The organism is Coleofasciculus sp. C1-SOL-03 (assembly GCF_040220555.1).
In the GTDB taxonomy this organism is placed as follows: domain Bacteria; phylum Cyanobacteriota; class Cyanobacteriia; order Cyanobacteriales; family Coleofasciculaceae; genus Coleofasciculus.
Genome location: NZ_JAVJUO010000032.1, coordinates 1 through 3,896 on the forward strand (window position 1 = coordinate 1; position 3,896 = coordinate 3,896).

3 protein-coding genes are annotated in these 3,896 nt (G+C 46.3%); 2 read left to right on the forward strand and 1 reads right to left on the reverse strand.

What is annotated here, in order from left to right:
• Positions 1 to 159: 159 nt before the first annotated feature.
• On the reverse strand, positions 160 to 1,821 hold the full coding sequence (locus RIE73_RS05160) for an O-linked N-acetylglucosamine transferase, SPINDLY family protein (RefSeq protein WP_446400178.1): 1,662 nt from the start codon (positions 1,819 to 1,821) through the stop codon (positions 160 to 162).
• 975 nt (positions 1,822 to 2,796) lie between these two features.
• Here RIE73_RS05160 and RIE73_RS05165 point away from each other — a divergent pair.
• Positions 2,797 to 3,192: a hypothetical protein gene (locus RIE73_RS05165; RefSeq protein WP_446400176.1), complete on the forward strand. Its 396-nt coding sequence runs from the start codon at positions 2,797 to 2,799 to the stop codon at positions 3,190 to 3,192.
• Positions 3,182 to 3,616, forward strand: a complete 435-nt coding sequence (locus RIE73_RS05170; protein WP_446400177.1) for an HNH endonuclease — start codon at positions 3,182 to 3,184, stop codon at positions 3,614 to 3,616. The genes RIE73_RS05165 and RIE73_RS05170 overlap by 11 nt, the downstream gene beginning before the upstream one ends.
• The last annotated feature ends 280 nt before the right edge of the window (positions 3,617 to 3,896 follow it).

Consider the following 3,896-nt stretch of genomic DNA (forward strand, 5'->3'; position numbering starts at 1 on the left):
CGTACAAAATTAGGTTCGGTCAAGCTAACTTCTAAAAGCCGAAACGCCCTATTTTTCGTTCTCACTCTTCCTTGTCTACTGGTCTACCTGTCTTCCTTGTCTTACCTCAACCCCAATCTTAAAAAACCTACCCTTATGAGGGGTTAGGGAGGGGTCAGATCAAGGTATTGCTATCTGCTGATAAAACGCCTCCAAGCCAGCCACACAAGCCTGATCCTCATAGAGATAATCAAGCCGCTGTGCCATACGTTCCCCGATTTCCCGTCGCCAAGTCGAGTCTAAACCCAACCTTACCGCAATTTCCACATAATCTACCTCATTCTCAGCAATTGTCTCTGTCACCCCCAACATTTTCAGAAAGCTATAGGAATGACGACCCCGCATAAATTCCCCAGGACAGGTAACAATAGGCAGACAACAGGCGATCGCCTCTAACGTTGTATTCCCTCCAGACCAACAAAATGTATCCAAATAAACATCAGAAACTAAGTTAATCATTAAATAGTCTAGCCGTTCGGGAATAGCACGAAACACACAATACTCTTCACTCCTCAAACCCACTTTGGCAAAAGCCCGATTTAAACGCGGCTTCAATAAATCACCCCGCAGAAACAAAAACTGAGCCTGAGGAACCCGACGGGCAATTTCCGCCAAGATCCAATCATATTGAGGCAGATATTTAAACGGCGCTTGACAACATAAATAAATAACCGCATCCTCCCGAAGCTGAAAATCTGAACGGGACTTAACTCGTGGCGGAATATACGGTTTAGGATAAGCCACGCCAATATTTGGCAAACGAATCAACCTCTCCGAATAATGGTCTTGTGCCTTTTCCGGTTCCATTAACTCACTCGACAAAAAGTAATCAATCGTCGGTAATCCTGTCGTCACCGGATGACCCCAAGCCACACACTGCACGGGCGCTAATCGTAGACTCCCCATTTGCCTAATTTGCGGGTCCATCCCAATTTCTGGAAAGACAAGAATATGAAGTTGATCCCGAATGATTTGTTCACAAACGTCTTCGAGATTACCCGGACTATGGTAAAACACATCACTATAGTCTTGAAACTGTTGAGTAACCGCATCCGGCGTATTGCCCGTATAGTAACAATAGACCTCAAAACGGGTGCGATCGCAATAACGCAACCAGCCCGTTAACCAAAGGGTGCCACTGTAAGCGTGAAGATAAGCAGAAACGTAACCAATCCGAATTTTATCATTTGCCCGAAGGGGTGGCATAGAGACAGGAACCACCCATTGCGGATAGTTCGCTGCCATAATTTTACGGACTAATTCTCCATATTGAGATTGCAGTTCTCGATCATTTTCAGCCTGATAGGGCAAATAAAAGTTAGTCAGGCTACCTATCCCTACCAGAGCATTCTTTTGATTTTCATCGGTTTCTAGAGAGGTTTCCTGAATTAATGCTTGCAGTCCTCTGATGAACTCTTGTCGATAGCCAGCAATTTCCGCTTGATTATCATAGATTATCGGTAAAAGCAAGTATTTGAGAATTTTAAACCTATAATTACTAGGAAATAATTCTGAAGCAATCTTCGCCCGGTTTCTTGCCTCTTGAATACGACCCCTAGCGTGCAAATTCATGATTAACGAGAAATGCAGCTTACCTTCTTTCGGGTACAATTCAATTCCTTGAGTAAGACGACTAATCGCGGCATCAGTCAGCCGTAAATATCTCAAACATTCACTCAACCGCCAATACAGTTGTGCATCTCCCCACCCAACTGCCAGAATTTTTTCATAGCACTCCCTAGCCGCTTGCCATTTTCCCTGTTGAAATAACCCATCCCCCAATTCCTGCCAAAAAAACCTAGCATTTTCCTGACTCAAACTTGCCAAATCATAGGCAGGAAGAGATGCAGCGTGAGCGTGGGAAATAGCCGACTGATTTTCACATTTCAAAACCAGTCTAGCTTGAATCTGAGGCAAAAGATCCTGCCATTCACGACAACTCAGCGTTCCCATCAGTACAATTTCCGCACCCTCAGTAACCTGGAAGTCTTCTGCCATCAAAAGATGCATGGTCACACCAGACAAAAACAGTTCAGCATCATCCTGAGCAATGGTACTCGTATCAATCAACAAGGTGATATACCGACTCGCCAGATGAGTCGCACTCATTCCGACTACTTCTTGTAAATCGCGTTCCAAGACCTCCTCAGATTGAGTCCAATCAGGAAAGAGAACTAAATTGATATCGTTGAGATTAATCAATGGTGATTACGATCCTTGCGACCCTATCAACGTCCAGACTATCAACCCAGGCACTCTCTCTAACTTACCCACTTCTGTACCTAGAGCAATCATCTGACTTAAGCAAGGGTGCAAGCTGGGGTTTCCCACACGCCAACGACAAACCGTGCGATCGCCTGTTCCCTTTGGGTCAATTGAATCGTGCGATCGCAGCCTGATTTCCAGCCAGCGCCAATCTTGTTCCCTCCCCTTCGAGGGGAGGGTTATGGAGGGGTCGGGTTAAGGTATTGCTTTGTTGATTTAGTATTGGGCGACCCGATCAAATTAAATGGATTGGGGTTGTTAATTAATACAGGCGAGTCGCCCCTACCAGGATCGCCTGTTCCCTTCTGGTCAATTCAATAGGAGCGATCGCCTGTTCTCGTCTGGTCAATTCCATAGTGCGATCGCAGCCTGATTCCCAGCAAGCGCCAATTTTGTTCCCTCCCCTTGAAGGGGAGGGTTAGGGAGAGGTCAGATCAAGACCAATCCTAAGATTTGCTAAACTATGAATTAACCATGACTTAGGGATGGACAATGGCTCCTGCTACTGATATTCACCAAAAAGCGATCGCGCTGATTGGACAGCTACCTCAGGACAAATTGATAGCAGTTGTGCAGCTATTGGAATTTTTAGCGCAGCCGCCTCAGTCGAGTACAGTTAGTCCCCAGGAAACCCAATTGCTGGGGGTGATAGAGAGCCATATCTCTGAAGAGGAACAGGTACATCTAAACACATTACGCGATCGCTGTGAATGGGGTGAACTGAGCGAAGCGGAATATCAGGAACTAATAGGTTACGAAGATTTGTTAGAGGAGAAGCGAGTAAAACGATTAGAAGCCCTGATCCAACTAGCGCAGATTAGGAATATTGACCTAATCCGCTTAAACCAACAAATTCAGCTGAGATCCCAACCTTCCCATGCCGTCTGACTATGAACGAATCCCCACAGCACTGAGACAGGAAATCGCTCAACGGGCGAAGCATCGATGCGAATACTGCCGTTGCCCAGATGAATTCTCTCCTGACAGCTTTACCGTTGATCATATTAAGCCTCGACAACTAGGCGGAGCAACCACTACTGAAAATCTAGCCTGGGCGTGTTTCGGCTGTAATGGTCGTAAATACACCCGGACTGTTTATCCTGACCCAAAGACGGGACAAGAGATTGCCCTATTCAATCCTCGTCAGCAGAATTGGACAGAGCATTTTGATTGGAGTGAAGATTTAACTCAACTACTCGGTCTAACCCCCTGCGGTCGTGCAACCATCGCAGCACTTGCACTCAACCGTCCGGGAGTCGTAAATCTTCGACGCCTACTTATCTTAGCCGGACTGCATCCACCGAATCAGTGAACAGAAAGAATCCAAACGCTTACTATTTGAATGGATTGTAATTATTCATTGATGAGGTGCATCTCGCCCCTACCAGGATCGCCTGTTCCCTTTGGGTCAATTCAATGGTGCGATCGCAGCCTGATTCCCAGCAAGCGCAAATCTTGTTCCCTCCCCTTCGAGGGGAGGGTTAGGGAGGGGTCGCGTCACGGTATTGCTTTATTGATTAAGTTTTGGGCGACCCGATAGTTTGTAGGGGCGGGTTTTACCGATAACCTGTAAGCCAAAACGGGTAACTTAT